This window comes from Blautia sp. AF19-1 (genome assembly GCF_003479155.1).
Classification (GTDB): Bacteria; Bacillota; Clostridia; order Lachnospirales; family Lachnospiraceae; genus Fusicatenibacter; species Fusicatenibacter saccharivorans.
Map to the genome: position 1 here is coordinate 33,128 of NZ_QUGQ01000015.1, position 18,255 is coordinate 51,382.

Sequence of the window (18,255 nt, forward strand, 5' to 3'; positions counted from 1 at the left end):
TTTTTAGACAAGCATATCATACTTTTCTCACAAAGACCAGTATATAATAGAGCCATCAAAACGAGATATCCAAACACAGGAGGAATCAAAAAAATGCAGCCAAAATTCAAAAAAATGTTATACGGAGGAGACTACAACCCAAACCAGTGGCCAAAAGAGATCTGGGATGAGGATATGAAACTTTTCCATCAGGCCGGCATCAACAGCGCCACGATCAACGTATTTTCCTGGGCAAAAATCCAGCCGTCCGAGAATGAGTACGACTTTACAGAGCTCGATGAGATCGTAGACACCCTGACAAAAGAGGACGTCCAGATCGTCATGGCAACATCCACCGGCGCACTCCCGGCATGGATGGTACACCGTTATCCGGAAGTGGCAAGAACCGATTTCGAAGGACGCCATCACAAATTCGGTCATCGCCACAATGCCTGCCCGAACAGCCCGGTTTTCCAGAAATATGCAAAGCGCCTGGCAGAAAAACTGGCAGAGCGTTACGGCGACAACAAAAACATCGTCTGCTGGCACATCAGCAATGAGTACGGCGGCGAGTGCTACTGCGAGAACTGTGCAAAAGCGTTCCGCGTATGGCTGAAAGACAAATACAAAACACTCGATGAAGTCAACAAGGCATGGAACATGGAGTTCTGGGGCCACACCATCTACGACTGGGACGAGATTGTACCGCCGAACGATCTGGGAGACGGAATGCCATGGGGAAGCGGCACTGCATTTGCAGGAATGTCCCTCGACTACATGCGTTTCAACTCCGACGGCATGCTGAACAACTACAAAATGGAGCGTGACGCGATCCGCAAATACGACAAAGAAACACCGATCACCACAAACCTGATGGGAACGTACAAAGGTCTCGACTACTTCAAGTGGGCAAAAGAAATGGATATCGTATCCTGGGACAACTACCCGAGCTACAATACACCATGGAGCCACGTAGCTATGACCCACGACCTGATGCGCGGCCTCAAAGACGCACCGTTCATGCTGATGGAGCAGACTCCGAGCCAGCAGAACTGGCAGCCGTACAACTCCTTAAAGAAACCGGGCCAGATGCGCGCACAGAGCTATCAGACCGTTGCACACGGCGCAGACACGATTCAGTTCTTCCAGCTGAGAAGAAGCGTCGGCGGATGCGAGAAATTCCATGGTGCTGTTATCGCACACGCAGGAACCGCAGATACCCGTGTCTTTTGTGAGGTAACCCAGCTCGGAAAAGAACTGGAGAAAATCGGAAGCCGTGTGATGGGCTCCGAGAACCACGCAAAAGTCGGCATCATCTTCGACTGGGAAAACTACTGGGCACTGGAGTACACCAGCGGACCGAACCGCGATTTACGTTACGTAGACCAGATCGAGCAGATGTACAATTACTTCTATAACAAGAACATCGCTGTCGATATGATCCCGATCGACGCGGACTTCTCCAAATATGACCTCGTTGCAGCACCGGTTCTCTACATGGTAAAAGACGGTGTGGCAGAGAGCCTGGAGGCTTATGTACAGGCGGGCGGAACCCTCATCACCACCTACATGAGCGGTATCGTCGGACAGTCGGACAACGTTCATCTCGGCGGATACCCGGGACCGCTCAGAAAAATGGCAGGCGTATGGGTAGAAGAGATCGACGCTCTTGCACCGGAGCAGAGAAACAAGATCCGTTTCGCAGACGGAACCGAGGAAGAGTGCCGTCTCGTATGCGACCTGATGCACCTCGAAGGAGCTGAAGAAATCGCACAGTATGAGAGCGATTTCTATGCAGGCATGACTGCTGTTGCAAAAAATCAGTTCGGAAAAGGAACCGTATATTATGTCGGAACCGAACTTTCTGAGAGCGGCCTTGCAAAAGTTCTTGCTATGGCAGCAGACGGCGCAGCCATCCAGCCGGTGATTGGAGAAGCAACAGCACTCGAGATCACAAAACGCCAGGCAGACGGCGAGGATCTGTACTTTATCATCAACTTCAAAGATGAGGAGATTCCGCTTCCGGCAGTCTTCGACGGAAAAGAAGATATCCTGACCGGCGAGAAAGTACAGGGCGGCGAGATGCTGAAGAAATACGATCTGCAGATTGTCAGCGTTCCGAGAGCATAATATAAAACATATTATATAGCAGAAAGATAACAAAAAAGACACAGCAGAAGGCAGAAAGATACTTCCAGCTGTGTCTTTTTGATGCTGTGAATTTATGCGGGTGCTTAGTGGGAAAACGAAGCCCGTGCGACGATGTTCTCCATCTCGCCCCATTTCTCCTCCATATCCGCTACAAGCGCGATCTGTGTCCGCGCCCGTACGAGGTTGTGCTCCGGGTAAGCGGTTTTGAAGTAGGTATCGCCCATCAGGTAATCGGCGAGAAAACGGATGCCGCATTCGAGGGTCATTAATTTTGCACCCATCGGCAGCATTTCGACTTCCGCGCGGGTCAAAGAGCCTGCGCAGCCTGCGAGAAAGCCCTTTGTATAGCTCTCAAAGAGAGGAAGGGAAAGAGACACCTTCGAGACATCCTGTTCGTCCTCAGCAGCCGTATTCGCGCCGAAGCGGATGGAATCGCCGAAGTCAAAGATCGACAGTCCCGGCATAATGGTGTCCAGGTCGATGACGCAGATGCCCTCGCCGGTTTTGTCATCAATCATAATGTTGTTCAGCTTCGTATCGTTGTGCGTTACGCGGAGCGGCAGCTCGCCCGAGGCCTTCATGCGCTCGGCTACGCCGTAATCGTCTGCGTGGTCGAGGAAAAACGCCATCTCATCCGAAACGTTTTTCAGCCGTCCTTTCGGATCCGCCTGCGCCGCCTGTAAAAGCGCCTGGTAGCGGAGCGGTGTGTTGTGGAAATCCGGGATCGTCTCGAAAAGAGAGGCGGACGGAAAATCGGAGAGCATCTGCTGGAAGCGGCCGAAAGCATTACCGGTCTCGTAAAACAGCTTTGGATCTGTCACGGCATCATAGCAGGACGCATCGGAAATAAAGAGAAATGCGCGCCAGAATTCGCCGCGCTCATCGACGAAAAACCACGCATCGTCTGTCGTTGGAATCAGGTTCAGCGTCTCGCGGAATGGATCTCCTCCTGCGGCTGTGATTTTTTTCCGCAGAAATGATGTTACCTGTGCAATATTCTGCATCAGCTCCGTTGGATTGTGGAAAACGGTGCGGTTCATGCGCTGCAGAATCGATTTGCGGAGGACGCCGTTTTCGGTGGAGCGCACCAGAAACGTATCGTTGATATGGCCGTTCCCGTGCGGCGTCCAGTCTGTAATCGTTCCCGGGAAAGCAAATGCGTGGACAATGGAAGAGAGTTCTTCCTGTGTGTATGTAATCATCATGGGTATAAACTCCTTATTTTAATTAGACAAACCTGATTAAGTAAAGCACACGCAGGGCGAAAAGTCAAGAAAAGGGCGCGAAACGATTGACAACGAGCGGCATTTCTGACTATAATAGACAGTAATTTAAGAAAAAACAAAACCTAAAATGCAGTGACAGGGAGGAGTACCTGGCGGCGCAAAGCAAAGAGAGGAGATGGCTGGTGAGAATCTCCGTGAGCGTGCCTGCGGAAGTAGCCCTCGAGCAGTGGACTGAACAGAAAAAGCGGACAGCAATGTTTTCCAAGTAGGCTCCAACGTAGTTCCCACGTTACCGGGATGCCGTATCGGATGAAAAAAGTTAAATCCTGTACGGAATGAGCAGAAGTGTATTCTTCTGGAATTCAGGTGGTACCGTGGATGGAAACATTCTCCCTGAACGTAAGGCACAGAAAAGGTGTTTTATGTTCGGGGATTTTTTATGCAGCAAATTTAGAACAGGAGGTTTTCATATGAAACAGATTACAGGAAACAAACTTCTGGTAAAGGCTCTGAAGGAGGAGGGTGTCGAGTATCTCTTCGGTTATCCGGGAGCCTGCACCATTGATATCAGCGATGAGCTTTACAAACAGGATGAAATCAAAATCGTTCTGCCGCGCCACGAGCAGGCGCTGGTGCATGAGGCGGATGCCTATGCGAGAACGACAGGAAAAGTCGGCGTATGCCTCGTTACCAGCGGCCCTGGTGCAACCAACCTGGTCACCGGTCTTGCAACGGCAAACTACGACAGCGTTCCGCTTGTCTGCTTCACCGGACAGGTACCCCGCCACCTCATCGGAAACGATGCATTCCAGGAGGTTGATATCGTCGGCATCACCCGCAGCATCACGAAATACGGCGTGACGGTAAGAAACCGTGAAGATCTCGGACGCATCATCAAAGAGGCATTCTACATCGCACGCACCGGAAAACCGGGCCCGGTTCTCATTGACCTTCCAAAAGATGTCATGGCAGAGTTCGGCAGCGCAGAGTATCCGAAAAACGTCAACATCCGCGGCTACAAACCGAACACCAGCGTTCACATCGGCCAGTTAAAACGTGCGTTAAAGATGCTTTCGAAAGCAAAACGCCCGCTGTTCCTTGCCGGCGGCGGCGTCAACATCGCACATGCGCAGGAAGTGTTCCGCGAAGTGGTCGAGAAAACACAGGTGCCGGTTGTCACAACCGTTATGGGACGCGGCGCGATCTCCACGAAACATCCGCTGTTCATCGGAAACCTTGGCATGCACGGCGCGTATGCGGCGAATATGGCAGTCAGCGAGTGCGATCTGCTGTTCTCGATCGGAACACGTTTCAATGACCGTATCACCGGAAAGCTGCATGAATTTGCCCCGCACGCGCAGATCGTCCACATCGACATAGACACCGCTTCGATCTCTCGAAACATCCATGTCGATATCCCGATCGTAGCCGATGCAAAAGAGGCGATCACGAAGATGGCAGAGTACGTAGAGCCATGCTCCACATCGAAATGGCTTGCCCAGATCGATGCCTGGAAGAACGAGCATCCGCTGACGATGCGCCCGAACGGCGTGATGGGACCGCTCGATATTTTCAACGCGATCAACGAGCAGTTTGACGATGCGATTATCGTCACCGATGTCGGACAGCACCAGATGCTGACAAGTCAGTACGTCGACATTACCGAAAACCGCCAGATCATCATGTCCGGCGGCCTTGGAACGATGGGATACGGCCTTCCGGGCGCGATCGGAGCAAAAATCGGCAACCCGGACAAACCGGTCATCGCGATTTCCGGTGACGGCGGTATGCAGATGAATATTCAGGAGCTGGCAACTGCCGTTCTCGAGGAGCTGCCGGTCATCCTGTGTATCTTCAATAATGAATACCTCGGCATGGTACGCCAGTGGCAGAAGCTGTTTTACGGCAAACGGTACAGCATGACAAACCTGCGCGCCGGTGCACTTTCCCGCAGAACAGACGGAGAAGAGTACCCGGAATACACGCCGAATTTTATCAAATTGGCTGAGAGTTACGGCGCAAAAGGCATCCGCGTCATGAAGAAAGAGGATATCGCCGCAGCGTTTGAAGAGGCGAAGAAAAACACCAAGACTCCGACGATCATCGAATTTATCATCGATCCGGAGGAGATGGTTTACCCGATGATCAAGCCGGGCGGAACGCTCGAAGATATGATTATGGACTGTTAGGAGGAGAGCGCGATGAATAAGGGAATGAAAAAAAGATGGATTTCACTGTACGTAGAAAACCAGGTTGGTGTCCTTTCCAAGATTTCCGGGCTTTTTTCCGCAAAAAGCTATAACCTGGACAGCCTGACCGTCGGAACGACCGAGGACCCGACCGTATCGCGTATGACGATCGCCACGGTCAGTGACGATGAGACGTTTGAGCAGATCAAAAAACAGCTGAACCGCATGGTCGAGGTCATCAAAGTCATCGACTTCACCGACGTGTTTGTGCGCATGAAAGAGATTCTGTATATCAAGGTATTCAACTGCAGCGCAGCTGACAAAGTCGAGCTGTTCCAGATCGCTGAGACGTTCAAGGCGAAGGTCATCGACTACGGAAAAGACAGCCTGCTGCTCGAGTTTGTCCAGACGGCGACGAAAAACGATGCAGTTGTGAAGCTGATGAAAGAGGAATTCAGCAAGATCGAAGTCGTGCGCGGCGGAAGCGTCGGTATCGAGTCGATCAATGTGATGGAGCGGTAAAAGAGAGGACGTTTTTGCGTGAACGAAAAGAGTATTACCACAATTACGTTAAAAAAGATTAATAAGAAAAGTGTGTATCAGTACATCTATGAGCACCGCCAGACGGCGAAGCAGCAGATTGTGCAGGATCTGACGATGGGGCTTTCGATGCACAGCGGAACGCTCGAGCATATCTGCATCGACCCGGAAGGGCCGGAGTGCTACTGCGCTTCTTTTTATTGAAGCGTTTCTGCAGTCGGAATTTTAATTTTTAGTTATAGAATTTCAGGGATAGAAAATCCGGGAACGGAAAGTTTTACATTGCTTTCCATTCCCGGATTTTTTCTGCTTTTTATCAGTGTTCGTTTTTAGATAAACATCGCATAAATCGACGCTCCGACCACAGTCAGAATACCTGCAACTGCAATCGAAAGGCTGCTCATCGCGCCCTCGACATCGCCCATCTCCATGGCCTTCGCCGTACCGATCGCATGGGAGGCCGATCCGATACTGATGCCCTTTGCAATCGGCTCCTCAATGTGAAACAGCTTGCAGAGCGTCTCCGCCAGCATATTTCCCAGCACACCCGTGATGATGATAACGGCAACCGTGATCGTCACCGCACCGCCGAGCTCTTCCGAAACACCCATGCCGATGGCCGTTGTGATGGATTTCGGCAGCAGTGTTACATACATTTTATGATTCAGATTGAAGATCAGCGCCAGCGCGAGAACCACGGTAAGGCTCGTCAGCACGCCGGAGAGAATACCGGCGAGGATGGCTTTGATATTCTTTTTCAATGCCTCCATCTGCTCATACAGCGGAATCGCAAGGCAGACCGTTGCAGGAGTCAGCAGATAGCTCAAGTATTTTGCACCGTCATTATAATTCTGATAATCGATATCGAAAACAGCAAGGAATACAATGACGACTGCAATGGAAATCAGCAGCGGATTGAAAATCGGAAGCCCAAATTTTTTCTTTAACAGCATGCCGAGCTCATACGCCAGAAGGCTGATGACAACGCCGAAAAATGCAGATTCACAGAACATATTTGTCATTTTGCGTCCCCTCCTTTGTGTTTCTTTTCCAGCCGGATGACCGCCTGTGTCACGCGTCCGGACACAACCATAACGACGATGGTGCTGACGAGCGTAATCACGAGAACCGGAACGAGAACGGCTTTTAATTCACCCCAGGATTCCATCAGGCCGACGCCCGCCGGAATGAACATGACCGGCATGATCTCAATCATAAACTTGCCTGCGTCCTCGACGGCATCAAGTTTTAATGCCCCCGTCATCAGAAGCGCCAGCATCAGCACAAGACCGTAGATACTTGCCGGAATCGGAAGCGGCAGCACGGCGTGCAGGATTTCTCCGACGAACGAAACCGCCATAATTACAAGGAACTGTCTTAATAATTTCACTTTTTCTGTTGTCCTTTCTCCCCATAACCCACATAACATCACTCCTTCTCAATGTCACGACCCCGATTATACTACCCGCATAAAAGAATTTCAACCGTAAATGTTACTGCAATTTTGGCGATTTTTGCCAAAAAAAGCAAAAAAATGCCCGCCAATCAAACGAAAAAGTGAAATCGGTGGGCATTTTAACATGATTTTTTGAGTTGATCCGATACGGAACTTTTTAAGCATTGCTTTCGGCATTTTTCCGATCCGGCAGAACGAAGATAAAGATCAGCGAACTGACAAGCAGCATGCCCGGATAGAAGAGGTTTGCCATGATTTCAAAGGCGGAGAGCTCATATCCCAGTTCATGCACCGCGGAAATCGCCACGAGCATCTGCGCGCCGTACGGCAGGATGCCCTGTGAGATGCAGGAGAAGGTATCGAGGAGCGATGCCGTTTTCCGTGGGGTGATGCCGTAGTCCTCGGACATCTGCTTTGCGATCGGGTTTGCCATGACGATCGCGACGGTGTTGTTTGCGGTCGCAATGTCGAGCAGCACGACGAGAATGCCGACACCGAGCTGGCCGCCCTTTTTTCCGCGGAAGATTTTGTGAATGGCACGAAGCAGGACAGTAAAGCCGCCGTTTTCCCGGATCAGCGCGCACATCGCAGCGACAAGAATCGCAACCATACATGTCTCAAACATACCCGAAGTGCCGCTTCCCATGCTGGAGAGCATATCCCAGAGCGTCGTCTGTCCCGTACCGAGCATGATAACGGCACCGGAAGCAATACCGATAAGGAGTACGACAAACACCTGAATGCCCGCGATGCCGCCGATCAGCACGAGCAGGTACGGAACCATCTGCAGCAGATGGTATTCGTGGACGATCGGTGTGCCCGGCGCCTGTCGGAAGGAGATTACAAGGATCAGCGCCAGCGCGGCAAGAGCAGCCGGGAGAGCGATCCAGAAGTTTTCGCGGAACTTGTCTTTCATCTCGCAGCCCTGTCCGTTGCAGGCGGCGATTGTCGTGTCGGAGATGAAGGAGAGGTTGTCGCCGAACATGGATCCGCCCATGACGGAGGCGACGCAGAGCGCCAGCGAAAAGCCGGAGGTCTCGGCAACAGCAGCGGCGATCGGCACGAGAAGCGTGATCGTTCCGACGGAGGTTCCCATGGCCGTGGAGACGAAGCAGGCAACGACAAAGAGCACAGCGACGGCATACTTTGCCGGAATCCAGGAGAGCATGAAATAGGCAACGCTTTCTGCACTGCTCCTTCCGACAACGCCGACAAACGTGCCTGCGGCGAGGAAGATCAGCAGCATTGTGATGATGTTTTTGTCCCCGATGCCCTGTCCCATGAGGGCGAGCTTTTCTTCAAACGGGACACTGCGGTTCTGCAGACAGGCGACGAGGATCGCTGCCAGAAACGCGACGACGATGGGGATGTTGTAGAAGCCCATCGGAATTTTTAAAATATACTCGGAATAAATGCCGAGCCCCAGATAAAACACCAGAAAAACGGCGATCGGGAGCAGGGCGGATGGCTTTCCTTTTTTCATAGAAATAAATACCAGACCTTTCGTGTGATTTTCCTTATTTTTCAATAGGGCGAATAGAATTATTCTATCATCTGGATCAGAAATCGTAAAGTAAAAAAGCAGGAAAAAACACGCCGGACATCTGGTAAATTCCAGAAATCCGGCGTGTTTTATAAGAGGTGCGTTTTGCTGTTCCTGTGCTTTATCATTTTGCAAGGAGCATCATAATCTGATTGCTTCTGCTTACGAATTTTGTCATCTCGTCCGGAGAGAGCGGTTTGTGGCTGATCATTGCCAGATCATACAGCTGCTCGCAGAACAGGGATGTGTTGTCGTTCTCGCCATTCTTCAGAATGTACTGAACGAGCGGATGTTTTGCATTCAGGATCAGGGTTTCCTGTCCGCCGAACATGGACGGATCCATGCCGGTCATGCCATACATCTTCATCATATCCTGCATCCGGCGGCTCTCCTCGGAAAGCGTTACCATGGAGGATACATTTTCGTCTTTCAGGTTCTCAACTTTGACGGTCAGGTCTTTCTTGTCGAGGACTTTGCGGAAGAGATCGGTCAGAGCATTTGTAGCGTCGGTCAGATCCTCACCAGACTCATCTTTCATATCGTTGGTCAGATCTGCATCGATGCGCTGGAAGGTTACATGCTCGTTGTAACGCTCTGCATGGGTGATGAAAGCGGAGTCGATGTTGTGTTTCAGGATGACAGCATCCATGCCCTGGCTGCGGAACATGTTGATGTACTGGCTCTGCTGAACTTCGTCGGTGACGTAGTAAACAGTCGTTTTTTCCGGCTCTTTCTTCTCGTCAGCGTTTTCCGTATTTTCGGTATTCTCCGTAGTTTCAGCCTTCTCCTCGGAGTTCTCTGCAGGAGCTTCTTCTTTCTTATTCTCGTTGATGCAGTCCTCAAGAGTCAGATATTTTCCGTCGATGTTCTTGAACAGAATATAGTCCATCATCTTCTTGGAGAATTTCTCGTCCTTGATGCATCCGTATTTGATGAATGGGTTGATATCATCCCAGTATTTCTCGTAATTCTCACGGTCGGTTTTGCACATGCCGGAGAGCTTGTCAGCGAATTTCTTGGAGATGTACTCGGAGATCTTCTTGACAAATCCATCGTTCTGCAGTGCGCTTCGGGATACGTTCAGCGGCAGATCCGGGCAGTCGATGACGCCTTTTAAGAGCATCAGGTATTCCGGAATGACTTCTTTGATGTTGTCGGCAATAAATACCTGGTTGTTGTACAGCTTGATGGTTCCCTCGATGGAATCGTACTCGGTGTTGATACGCGGGAAGTAGAGGATACCTTTGAGGTTGAACGGATAGTCCATGTTCAGGTGGATCCAGAACAGCGGCTCGCGGTAGTCGTTGAAGACTTTGCGGTAGAATTCTTTATAATCCTCATCGCTGCACTCGTTTGGATGTTTGGTCCACAGCGGGTGGATATCACTGATGGAAACCGGGCGTTTGTTGATTTTTACTTTCTCTTTTGCAGGAGAAACTTCAACCTGCTCTTTGGTGCCGTCTTCTTTTTCTTTCTCTTCGTATTTTGCGTCCTCGTGGATGTGCTCTACGACAACGTCGTCGTCTTTTAATTCGCTTTCATCGATGGTCTCGTATTCCTGCGGCGCGTTTGCTTTGGACAGGAAAATTTCAACCGGCATGAAGGAGCAGTATTTTTCCAGAACTTCGCGGACACGGTATTCGTTTGCGAATTCCAGGCAGTCCTCGTTCAGGAACAGAGTGATTTCGGTACCAACAGTTGTCTTGCTGCCCTCGGACATATCGTACTCGGTGCTTCCGTCACAGGTCCAGTGTACCGGGGTGGATCCTTCTTTATAAGAAAGAGAATCGATGTGAACTTCATCTGCTACCATGAAAGCAGAGTAGAAACCAAGACCGAAGTGGCCGATCATCTGATCTGAATTCGTTTTGTCTTTGTATTTCTCCAGAAATTCGGTAGCGCCGGAGAAGGCGATCTGGGTAATATATTCTTCGACTTCGTCTGCGGTCATACCGATACCGTTATCGATGAATTTTAAGGTTTTCTCATCCGGGTTTACAATCACCTGAATGGCTGCTTTGTAGTCATCCGGCAGAGTATATTCGCCCATGCCGTCGAGTTTTTTCAGTTTGGTGATGGCATCGCAGCCGTTGGAAACGAGCTCGCGGACGAAGATATCGTGGTCGGAATACATCCATTTTTTGATAATCGGGAAAATATTGTCGCTGTTGATTGAAAGATTTCCATGTTTCGCACTCATGAGAAACACACTCCTTTTCTTATAAAAATATTTTGATCCAGCAAAGCGGGGATATCATGCTTTTTTAGATGTCTGCAGCTTTTTTACTGCTCTGATAGTTATAGTAATACTGGCACAGGGAAAAGTCAAGGGAAAATTAGCACTCGAGAAAAAAGAGTGCTAACAGAACGACGGAAAGTATTGAATTTACTGGTATTACGGTACTTTCTAAACTTTTTGTAAAGTCTGATCAGAAGGGCTGCGCAGTTGTTTCTGGAGAATGGATATGCTACAATGAAAAAGCATAGAAGCGTTTCGAACAGAAAGATTCCGAGGGTACATAAAAGAAAAATGGAGGAAATACATGACAAATGCGACAAAGGCGGCGCTGGAAGCGTCATTAAAAAAGCTGCTTTTGAAAAAGCCGCTGGACAAAATTACGATCAACGATCTGACGACAGACTGCGGCATCAGCCGGATGGCGTTTTATTATCATTTTAAGGATATCTACGATCTTGTCGAATGGTCGTGCCTGGAGGATGCGACGCAGGCGCTGCAGGGGAAGAAAACGTATGAGACATGGCAGGAAGGCCTGCAGCAGATTTTTGAGGCAGTGCTCGAGAATAAACCATTTATTATGAATGTCTATCACTCTGTAAGCCGGGAGCAGATCGAAACATATCTCTTTCATCTGACGCACGATCTGCTGTACGGTGTCGTACAGGAAAAAGCAAAGGGAACCGGCATCTCCGAGGCGGATCAGAGTTTTATCGCAGATTTCTATAAGTATAGCTTTACCGGTGTCATGCTCGACTGGATCAAAGACGGAATGAAAGTGGATTACCATATGATTGCGGAAAAAATGCACCGCACGATGGAAGGAAATGTCGTCAATTCCATCCGAAATTTTGAAAAAAGAAATAAAATATAGTTACACTTTACAAAACAGGGCGGATGATAAAAATTTAATCATCCGCCCTGTTTTGTAAATGGAAAAGCGGGGAAAAATGAAGTAAGATTCAAATTGTCAACAGACAATGGCAACACAAATAGAAACTTGTAAAACAAAGAAAGCAGCATAACCTATACGAACCGGAAATTCGAAAAAACATTCCGGCAGTCGTATTTAGAAAAGAAAGGATGAACGTCTATGTCAAAAAAAGGATTAAAATTCGGAATCGCATCAGCAGCAGTCATCGGAGCTGGAGCAGCAGTGCTGCGGGCAAAAAACAAGAGTGAAGCAAAAAAAGCAGCGGAGACAACCACTGTAACATCAGAACCAAAGAATGATTACCGCAACACCGAGCGCGGAAAAGATAAGAAAAACAGCAAAGGCATTTATTACACCAACGGAAACTACGAAGCCTTCGCAAGACCGGAAAAACCGGAAGGCGTCGATGAGAAGAGCGCATACCTCGTAGGAAGCGGCCTCGCAGCCCTCGCAGCAGCGTGCTTCCTTGTAAGAGACGGCCAGATGAAAGGCGATCACATCCACATTCTGGAAGCCATGGACATCGCCGGCGGTGCCTGCGACGGTATCTACGATCCGACCCGCGGCTACATCATGAGAGGCGGCCGTGAGATGGAAAACCACTTCGAGTGCCTGTGGGATCTGTTCCACAGCATCCCGTCAATTGAGACACCTGGCGTATCCGTTCTCGACGAGTATTACTGGCTGAACAAAAAAGACCCGAACTACTCCCTGTGCCGTGCAACGAAGAACCGCGGCGAGGATGCCCATACCGACGGAAAGTTCAACCTGAGCCAGAAAGGCTGCATGGAGATCATGAAACTCTTCATGACAAGAGACGAGGATCTGTACGACAAGACGATCGAGGATGTTTTCGATGATGAAGTCTTCAATTCCACCTTCTGGCTGTACTGGAGAACGATGTTCGCATTTGAAAACTGGCATAGTGCACTGGAGATGAAGCTGTACTTCCAGCGGTTCATTCACCACATCGGCGGACTGCCGGACTTCTCCGCACTGAAATTCACGAAGTACAACCAGTATGAATCCCTGATTCTTCCGATGAAGAAATACCTCGAGGATGCCGGCGTAGACTTCCAGTTCAATACCGAAGTAACCAACGTTATCTTTGAAATCAACGATGGAAAGAAAGTAGCAAAAGCCATTGAGTGCAAGGTAAACGGTGTCGAGAAAGGCATCGTTCTCACCGAGAATGACCTCGTCTTCGTTACCAACGGAAGCTGCACCGAAGGCACGATCTACGGCGATCAGAACCATGCACCGAACGGTGATGCAGAGGTCCGCACGAGCGGCTGCTGGAGCCTGTGGAAAAACATTGCAAAACAGGATCCGTCCTTTGGACATCCGGAGAAATTCTGCTCCGATATTGCAAAGACAAACTGGGAATCCGCAACAATTACCACTCTCGACAATAAGATCATTCCGTATATCACCAATATCTGCAAACGTGATCCGAGAACCGGAAAGGTTGTTACCGGCGGTATCGTAAGCTGCCAGGATTCCAAGTGGCTTTTAAGCTGGACCATCAACCGTCAGGGACAGTTCAAAGAGCAGGATAAAGATAAGGTATGTGTATGGGTTTACAGCCTGTTCACCGACGTACCTGGCGACTATGTGAAGAAACCGATGAAAGAGTGCACTGGTAAAGAGATCACCGAAGAGTGGCTGTACCACCTCGGCGTGCCGGTTGACCAGATTCCGGAGCTGGCAGAGAACAGCGCTGTCTGCGTACCGACCATGATGCCGTACATCACCGCATTCTTTATGCCACGAAGAAAGGGCGACCGCCCGGATGTCATCCCGGATGGCTGCGTCAACTTCGCATTCCTCGGACAGTTCGCTGAGACACCAAGAGATACCATCTTCACGACAGAGTATTCCGTTCGTACCGCAATGGAAGCTGTTTACGGACTCCTCGGCGTAGACCGCGGCGTGCCGGAAGTATGGGGCAGCGTTTACGATATCCGCGATCTGCTGGACAGCTCCGTGAAACTGATGGATGGAAAATCTCCGCTGGAAATCGAGCTTCCTGGACCGCTCAACCTGCTGAAAAAACCTCTGCTGAAACTGGTAGATGGAAATGTAGTTGGAGATCTCTTAAAAGAGCATGGAATTATCAAAGAGGATATGGTGAAATAAGAAATAGAAAATAAGTAAGAAATGCAATAAGACCTGCGCTTTCAAACGGCGCAGGTCTTATTGCGTTGCTATGTATGCTCTCAAACAATTAAGCAGAGTTCTTCGTGAAAAACAGCGCGGCACAGACGGCGGCGATGCCTCCAGCGAGCTTTGCAACGAGAAGCGGCACGACAAAATCAGGATCGGTGCCGAACGTAAATCCCATATGTGCGGCGATGGTCGATGCGGCGGAGACGAGGAAAGCTGCGTTTACAATCTTTCCGCGCTCGTCCATTTTTTCCATCATTGTGATCGCCGGAACAGGGCTGACAATGCCCATCAGAAGGCCGGCGGCACTGCTGTCGTTCATGCCGGTTTTTCTTCCAATAAAAGAGAGCGGCTTTTTGAGCACCCGCTGTAAAAGCTCCGCCGTCGGAAGGCTGCCGAGCAGTACAATGCCGATGGACGAGACGACCGCCATCGCGTCCTCCAGCGGCGCAAGGTCCGGGAGCAGCGAAAAGCCGGTCATATAGCAGAACGCGCCCGCGATGAGGCCGATCGTCGTCAGAAGCCGGATCACATCTGCAAATACCGTGAACGAGCGCACGGTCTGCTCCGGAAAACGCCAGATGCCGAACATCAGCAGAAAGCAGAAGAGGAGCACCGGGAGCGACTGAAGTACGATCTGCAGAAAAGAGAGTCCTGAGAGCAGTCCGCCGACGATCATCGTGACGGGAAGCGTGCCCGTGCCGATCAGCATGCCGCGGGAGAAAAAGAGGCGGTCGCCGCTTTTCAGCATTCCCATGCCGACCGGAATCGTAAAGGTGATGGTACAGCCAAGCGTCGCCGCAATCACAAGTCCTGCGTAGCGCACCATCTCCTGCGATGCCGAAAGCTCTCCGGCGAGCTGGTAGCCGCCCATGTCAATGGCGAGAATGCCGGCGAGAAGTCCCGCATCCAGCCCAAAAAAGTTCCAGATGGGAACGAGGGCGAAACGGAGAAAGCGGGAGAGCAGCGGGGTGAGGCAGATGATGCCCGACATGGAAAGTGCCGTCGGTCCAAGCAGCGTAAAGCCCTCCTCAAACCGTTTTCCAAGTCCGAAGCGATTGCCAGCGATCCGGTCGACACCGCCGAGTACCGCGCCGACTGCCATGATCCACATAATAATCTGATTCATAAAAAGAGAACCTTTCTAAATAAGTATTTTGTCTTTATATCTGCTCTTCAAATGCAATTTCATTTTTCAGCAGAAACTGGCGGACTTCCTCATCGAAGACGTGGTCGAGCGACTTGTCCATCGTAAAGATTTTGAGGGAAGTTCCGGTGGTAAGTAAGAGTTTTCCGTCCTTATACTGAAAATTCAGAAAGCATCCAAACACGTTCTCTATTTCCAGCGGCAGCGCATGGTCCGCGATCATTTTTTCGCACGCCGCCTGCGGAAGCTGAAACACAAATTTGAACTGCAGGGGTGTCCGTTTTCCTTTGATGACGGAATAGCAGAACGATTTCACATCTTTCCAGAGAAGCCGCGTCCGCCCTTTTTCTTTTAAGAGCTGCGCGTCATCGGGATCGAAAAAGTCCGTGTGAAGACTGCCGTCGATGGAGAACGTCGTAAACGTTGTGATCGACGCCTCGGAGACGGGAAAGCGGTCAAATGTCTCGAGACGGAGCAGAGTGTTCATAAAATTCTTTAACTGTGTAATCTGCAGGATAATCATCCGTAGTTAAAACCAGCCTTTCTTTTTAAAATACCAAATTTCAACAGCAACAATGAGAATACAGACGCCGATCAGGATGAAGTACGCATACGGGGCAGAAAGCTCAGGCATATGCGTAAAATTCATGCCGTACCAGCCGGCGATCAGGGAAAGCGGGAAAAAGATCGTCGAGACGACCGTCAGAATCCGCATCGTATCGTTCTGACGCAGGTCGATCTGCGCCTGCTGCATCTCGCGGATCTGCAGGGCGTACTCCCGCAGCATCTGGGTGTGGTCGTACAAACGGTCCACGCGGTTTCCAAGGCGCGAAAACTGACGGGCGCATTCCGGGGGAAGAAAGTGATTTTCGTCCTCGGAGAGTATTTCGCACATGTCGAGAAGCTGCTGGTAATAGGCATGGAACACGAGCAGCTCCCGACGGATCGTGATCAGGGTCCGCTGCAGCTCTTTTGGCAGAGTGTCGAGAAGAGACTCCTCGATTGTCGCGAGGCGCTTCTCAAAATTCTGCAGATAGAGCATATCCTCCTGGATCAGCGATTCCAGAAACGAGAAAAACAGGTGGAAGACATCGGAAGTATCGAGCGGTTCTTCCGGGAAGAGGAGGCTCTGCAAAGCCGGAAGTGTCTGTTCGTCGGCTGCCAGAATAAGCTGCCCCCGGTCGAGATAAAACGCAAGCGAGAATGCAAGGTGAAGCGGATGCGTCTTGTCCGGGACGGCAAGCGATCCGACCAGGCAGTCAGGCAGCAGCTCTGCGCGGCAGTATTCGATGCGCTCCGGCTGCAGACTGCGCCGGAAAAGAGAAAATCCGGGCAGCGCCGCGCAGGCTTTGGAAGCTTCCGAAAACGAAAGCAGGGAAAGCCGGACCGAATCCGAAAAAGTCCATTCCATACGTACCACCTCCTGAAAATAAGCAATGGAAAAATATCCATAAACAAAAAAGCCGTATGACCGTAGTATACCGCAAAAAGGGGAGTGCGACAAGAAAAGGAAAAAACTTTTAACGGAAAAACTTTTATTGGGAAAAAACTTTTATTGGGAAAAAACTTTTTGCAATGGAGCACTAAGTGTGTTATGATAAAATGTAGTTATCAAAACTACATGACAAAATATCAAAAAATTCACTGTGTCGAATTCGTCCCTAGTTCAGGAAGGTTTGAAAAAGAGCGGTGATTGGAAATACGAAACGTCCGCAGTGAGAAAAAGCGGAATCAAGTTTGGAGGGATAAAATATATGAGTTTTCACATTGTTGCAGACAGCTGCTGTGAACTGACAGTAGATATGAAAAAAAGAGGAAATATTGAAATTGCACCGCTGACCCTGGAAGTCGGCGGAGAATCCATTCTGGATGACGAGACATTTGACCAGAAATATTTTTTAAAGAGAGTAGCGGAATGCCCGGAGTGCCCGAAATCCGCCTGCCCGTCGCCGGATTATTTCCGGAAATCTTTTCTGAACGGAGCAGAACGGTGCTACGCGGTCACACTTTCCGCACAGCTCAGCGGTTCCTATAACAGCGCAGTGCTCGGTGCAAACCTGGCGCAGGAGGAGAACGAGGATCTGAAGATTCACGTATTCAATTCCAGAAGCGCATCGATAGGAGAGACCCTGATCGTGAAAAAAATCGTGGAGTGCGAGGAAGCCGGCATGAGCTTTGAGCGCGTCGTAGAGACAGTAGAACTCTATATCAGCACACAGCACACCTATTTCGTGCTGGAAAATCTCGAAACTCTGCGGAAAAACGGCCGCCTTTCCAAAACAAAAGCACTTGTTGCATCCGCGCTTAAGATCAAACCGGTTATGGGAGCCACATCGGAGGGCGATATCGTACAGCTCGATCAGGCGCGCGGCATCAACAAAGCACTGATGAAAATGGTCGATGCCATTGTAAATGACGCACAGCATGTAGAAAACAAAACGCTTGCCATCTCTCATTGCAACTGCCCAGAGCGCGCCGAGATGGTAAAAGAAGCCCTTCTGGAGCGCCTTGCGGTACAGGATGTCTTCGTACTCGATACCCAGGGCGTCAGCAGTATGTATGCAAATGACGGCGGAATTATCATTGCATTATAACTTTTCTCTTCCCTTTTTGTTGAAAATGTAGTATAATTTTTAACATGTTTGAAAGTGCCGCCGAGCACTTTTTAGAAATCAAAGGAGAAGTAGA

The 18,255-nt window shown here is 49.9% G+C and carries 15 protein-coding genes and 1 other annotated feature; of the genes, 7 read left to right on the top strand and 8 right to left on the bottom strand.

What is annotated here, in order from left to right:
* The first annotated feature begins 93 nt into the window (after positions 1–93).
* Positions 94–2,109 carry a beta-galactosidase gene (locus tag DWX26_RS10940; RefSeq protein WP_118601416.1) on the top strand — a complete coding sequence of 672 codons (2,016 nt, stop codon included), beginning with the start codon at positions 94–96 and terminating at the stop codon, positions 2,107–2,109.
* A 104-nt stretch (positions 2,110–2,213) separates the two neighbouring features.
* Here the strand turns inward: DWX26_RS10940 and DWX26_RS10945 are convergent, their stop codons facing one another.
* Positions 2,214–3,335 carry a phosphotransferase enzyme family protein gene (locus DWX26_RS10945; protein ID WP_022463090.1) on the bottom strand — a complete coding sequence of 374 codons (1,122 nt, stop codon included), beginning with the start codon at positions 3,333–3,335 and terminating at the stop codon, positions 2,214–2,216.
* 144 nt (positions 3,336–3,479) lie between these two features.
* Positions 3,480–3,755, top strand: a binding site (T-box leader).
* 71 nt (positions 3,756–3,826) lie between these two features.
* Here DWX26_RS10945 and ilvB point away from each other — a divergent pair.
* Genes ilvB through DWX26_RS16895 form a run of 3 tightly spaced genes read left to right on the top strand, consistent with a single transcriptional unit; the run spans position 3,827 to position 6,289 of the window.
* Positions 3,827–5,545: a biosynthetic-type acetolactate synthase large subunit gene (gene ilvB, locus DWX26_RS10950; RefSeq protein ID WP_118601417.1), complete on the top strand. Its 1,719-nt coding sequence runs from the start codon at positions 3,827–3,829 to the stop codon at positions 5,543–5,545.
* Between the two features lie 12 nt (positions 5,546–5,557).
* A complete protein-coding gene (ilvN, locus tag DWX26_RS10955; protein ID WP_117509738.1) occupies positions 5,558–6,067 on the top strand; it encodes an acetolactate synthase small subunit in 510 nt (169 codons plus the stop codon).
* A gap of 18 nt (positions 6,068–6,085) precedes the next feature.
* Positions 6,086–6,289: a hypothetical protein gene (locus tag DWX26_RS16895; protein WP_055227113.1), complete on the top strand. Its 204-nt coding sequence runs from the start codon at positions 6,086–6,088 to the stop codon at positions 6,287–6,289.
* A gap of 125 nt (positions 6,290–6,414) precedes the next feature.
* Here the strand turns inward: DWX26_RS16895 and DWX26_RS10965 are convergent, their stop codons facing one another.
* From DWX26_RS10965 to htpG, 4 genes are all read right to left on the bottom strand, one after another.
* Positions 6,415–7,107 carry an LrgB family protein gene (locus DWX26_RS10965; RefSeq protein ID WP_117760554.1) on the bottom strand — a complete coding sequence of 231 codons (693 nt, stop codon included), beginning with the start codon at positions 7,105–7,107 and terminating at the stop codon, positions 6,415–6,417.
* Positions 7,104–7,475 (bottom strand): CidA/LrgA family protein, encoded by a 372-nt coding sequence (locus tag DWX26_RS10970; protein WP_055221279.1) that lies wholly within the window; start codon positions 7,473–7,475, stop codon positions 7,104–7,106. Before DWX26_RS10970 ends, DWX26_RS10965 begins: the two co-directional genes overlap by 4 nt.
* Positions 7,476–7,698: 223 nt before the next feature.
* Positions 7,699–9,024: a Na+/H+ antiporter NhaC family protein gene (locus tag DWX26_RS10975; protein ID WP_117760553.1), complete on the bottom strand. Its 1,326-nt coding sequence runs from the start codon at positions 9,022–9,024 to the stop codon at positions 7,699–7,701.
* A gap of 184 nt (positions 9,025–9,208) precedes the next feature.
* A complete protein-coding gene (gene htpG / locus DWX26_RS10980) occupies positions 9,209–11,284 on the bottom strand; it encodes a molecular chaperone HtpG (protein ID WP_118601418.1) in 2,076 nt (691 codons plus the stop codon).
* A 343-nt stretch (positions 11,285–11,627) separates the two neighbouring features.
* Between htpG and DWX26_RS10985 the strand changes: the two genes are divergently transcribed.
* A complete protein-coding gene (locus DWX26_RS10985; RefSeq protein WP_022461989.1) occupies positions 11,628–12,194 on the top strand; it encodes a TetR-like C-terminal domain-containing protein in 567 nt (188 codons plus the stop codon).
* A gap of 219 nt (positions 12,195–12,413) precedes the next feature.
* Positions 12,414–14,393 (top strand): oleate hydratase, encoded by a 1,980-nt coding sequence (locus tag DWX26_RS10990; protein WP_022461990.1) that lies wholly within the window; start codon positions 12,414–12,416, stop codon positions 14,391–14,393.
* Positions 14,394–14,481: 88 nt separating this feature from the next.
* On the opposite strand, the gene DWX26_RS10995 is transcribed toward DWX26_RS10990, so the two are convergent.
* The 3 genes from DWX26_RS10995 to DWX26_RS11005 are packed head-to-tail and all read right to left on the bottom strand — an operon-like array spanning position 14,482 to position 16,978.
* On the bottom strand, positions 14,482–15,549 hold the full coding sequence (locus DWX26_RS10995; RefSeq protein ID WP_118601419.1) for an ethanolamine utilization protein EutH: 1,068 nt from the start codon (positions 15,547–15,549) through the stop codon (positions 14,482–14,484).
* 34 nt (positions 15,550–15,583) lie between these two features.
* Positions 15,584–16,054 (bottom strand): DUF5721 family protein, encoded by a 471-nt coding sequence (locus tag DWX26_RS11000; protein WP_243030633.1) that lies wholly within the window; start codon positions 16,052–16,054, stop codon positions 15,584–15,586.
* Positions 16,055–16,096: 42 nt separating this feature from the next.
* Positions 16,097–16,978 carry a magnesium transporter CorA family protein gene (locus DWX26_RS11005; RefSeq protein WP_022461993.1) on the bottom strand — a complete coding sequence of 294 codons (882 nt, stop codon included), beginning with the start codon at positions 16,976–16,978 and terminating at the stop codon, positions 16,097–16,099.
* Between the two features lie 343 nt (positions 16,979–17,321).
* Between DWX26_RS11005 and DWX26_RS11010 the strand changes: the two genes are divergently transcribed.
* The gene (locus DWX26_RS11010; RefSeq protein WP_118601441.1) at positions 17,322–18,161 is read left to right on the top strand and encodes a DegV family protein; all 840 of its coding nucleotides are present in this window, start codon (positions 17,322–17,324) and stop codon (positions 18,159–18,161) included.
* The last annotated feature ends 94 nt before the right edge of the window (positions 18,162–18,255 follow it).

What these genes read in the sequence shown, in the direction of transcription:
- DWX26_RS10940 (WP_118601416.1), top strand. Translation starts at nt 94, where the DNA reads ATGCAGCCAAAATTCAAAAAAATGTTATACGGAGGAGACTACAACCCA.
- DWX26_RS10945 (WP_022463090.1), bottom strand. Translation starts at nt 3,335, where the DNA reads ATGATGATTACATACACACAGGAAGAACTCTCTTCCATTGTCCACGCA.
- ilvB (WP_118601417.1), top strand. Translation starts at nt 3,827, where the DNA reads ATGAAACAGATTACAGGAAACAAACTTCTGGTAAAGGCTCTGAAGGAG.
- ilvN (WP_117509738.1), top strand. Translation starts at nt 5,558, where the DNA reads ATGAATAAGGGAATGAAAAAAAGATGGATTTCACTGTACGTAGAAAAC.
- DWX26_RS10965 (WP_117760554.1), bottom strand. Translation starts at nt 7,107, where the DNA reads ATGACAAATATGTTCTGTGAATCTGCATTTTTCGGCGTTGTCATCAGC.
- DWX26_RS10975 (WP_117760553.1), bottom strand. Translation starts at nt 9,024, where the DNA reads ATGAAAAAAGGAAAGCCATCCGCCCTGCTCCCGATCGCCGTTTTTCTG.
- htpG (WP_118601418.1), bottom strand. Translation starts at nt 11,284, where the DNA reads ATGAGTGCGAAACATGGAAATCTTTCAATCAACAGCGACAATATTTTC.
- DWX26_RS10985 (WP_022461989.1), top strand. Translation starts at nt 11,628, where the DNA reads ATGACAAATGCGACAAAGGCGGCGCTGGAAGCGTCATTAAAAAAGCTG.
- DWX26_RS10990 (WP_022461990.1), top strand. Translation starts at nt 12,414, where the DNA reads ATGTCAAAAAAAGGATTAAAATTCGGAATCGCATCAGCAGCAGTCATC.
- DWX26_RS10995 (WP_118601419.1), bottom strand. Translation starts at nt 15,549, where the DNA reads ATGAATCAGATTATTATGTGGATCATGGCAGTCGGCGCGGTACTCGGC.
- DWX26_RS11000 (WP_243030633.1), bottom strand. Translation starts at nt 16,054, where the DNA reads ATGAACACTCTGCTCCGTCTCGAGACATTTGACCGCTTTCCCGTCTCC.
- DWX26_RS11005 (WP_022461993.1), bottom strand. Translation starts at nt 16,978, where the DNA reads ATGGAATGGACTTTTTCGGATTCGGTCCGGCTTTCCCTGCTTTCGTTT.
- DWX26_RS11010 (WP_118601441.1), top strand. Translation starts at nt 17,322, where the DNA reads ATGAGTTTTCACATTGTTGCAGACAGCTGCTGTGAACTGACAGTAGAT.